This window comes from Neotamlana laminarinivorans (assembly GCF_020523925.1).
Classification (GTDB): domain Bacteria; phylum Bacteroidota; class Bacteroidia; order Flavobacteriales; family Flavobacteriaceae; genus Neotamlana; species Neotamlana laminarinivorans.
On the sequence record NZ_JAJAPW010000021.1, the window covers coordinates 1 to 1,562 of the forward strand.

Annotated in this window: 1 protein-coding gene; it reads right to left on the reverse strand. The window is 34.6% G+C overall.

Features of this window, described 5'->3' with window-relative positions; all coding sequences use genetic code 11:
* Positions 1-943 precede the first annotated feature (943 nt).
* Entirely contained in the window at positions 944-1,426 is a 483-nt protein-coding gene (locus LG649_RS15865; RefSeq protein ID WP_226544801.1) for a hypothetical protein, read from the reverse strand.
* Positions 1,427-1,562 lie beyond the last annotated feature (136 nt).

Here is a 1,562-nt window from a genome sequence, read left to right on the forward strand (position 1 = left end):
TATACGGTGTTACAAAATGTAGCGACACGTCAGATTGGTTTAAGGTTGTATTTTGTCCGCGTAAAATTTCAAAAATTCAGGTTTTGAGTTTTTTAGAATATTCTAACTTAAAATTCTCAAAAAAAAAAATCGCGAACAGTAAACCACGCTTTTTTCAGCCGTTGTAAAATTCCGCAACCTTGCTCAATTCCGCTCGAGTGAGATTCCGCGTAACGATTGTCATATTCAGAGTTTTAAAATTCAGAGTTTGAGTGTTCAATTCCGCGTGTTGCTTTTGTCAAATTCAGATTTATATTTCCATCGGATTTCTCCGCGTCTGAGTGAGTTCGGAGCTATTTTTTGTAACGTATTTGTATAAGCTTAGTTGCGCTGGAAATCCGAGAGGATTTTCAGATTACGGAACTAAGATAATAAATATGCGAGGATTTTCCGCAGGAAAATCAGAAGCAATTAAACTTATACGGTGTTACAAAATGTAGCGACACGTCAGATTGGTTTTGCACAGCATTTTGTCCGCGCAAAATTTCAAAATTCAGGTTATGAGTTTTTTAGAATATTCTAACTTAAAATTCTCCAAAAAAAAATCGCGAATAGTAAACAACGCTTTTTTCAGCCGTTGTAAAATTCCACAACCTTGCTCAATTCCGCAAGAGTGAGATTTCACGTAACGATTGTCAGATTAAGAGTTTTAAAATTCAGAGTTTGAGTGTTCAATTCCGCGCGTTGCTTTGGTCAAATTCAGATTTAGTTTTCCATCGGATTTTTCCGCGTCTGAGTGAGTTCGGAGCTATTTTTTGTAACGTGTTTGTGTATGGTTAGTTGCGTGGTTAAGCAACTAAATTAGCAAACTTTTACGAACGCGAGAAAATTCCGCAGGAATTTTCGCAAGTAAGCACGTAAAAAGCAATTAATTATACACGGTGTTACCCAACGTTTTTTGTTTTCAGTTCAACAGTAGTTTTTCCGTTCGATTATTAAAAATTCGAATAAAATCCTCCGTTTTATTATTCACGATACAACCTCCAGAGCAAAAGTTCAAGATTGTAACTTTCGTTTCATTATTTAATTCACTCGTCACTAACTGTTCAGGACATCCAGAGTATCCTCCAACACTTTCGATAATAATTGGCTTTTTTTCCAGAAAATAAGCAACTGCTAATTGATTAATTTGGTCTTCCAACAATTTAATTTCGTTATCGTTTAGTTTGTCTTTCAATTCATACGCAAACTTTAGTTTCCAAATTGAATTCAGTTCAGTTTTTAGAAATTCGCTCGAAGGTTTATTTTCTAAATCAATTTTAAAATTCTTTGGCGTATAGTTTAATAATTCCAGATACTCTTTTTCAGATTCAGGAATAGAATCATTGTTTTGAGCAGTACAGATTGTACTTAGAAGGAAAATTGTTATGAATATGATGTTTCTCAAATGTTGGGTAACGTGTTTGTGTATGGTTAGTTGCGTGGTTAAGCAACTAAATTAGCAAACTTTTACGAACCCGAGAAAATTCCGCAGGAATTTTCGCAAGTAGGGAAGAACCTAGCAATTAATTATACACAGTGTT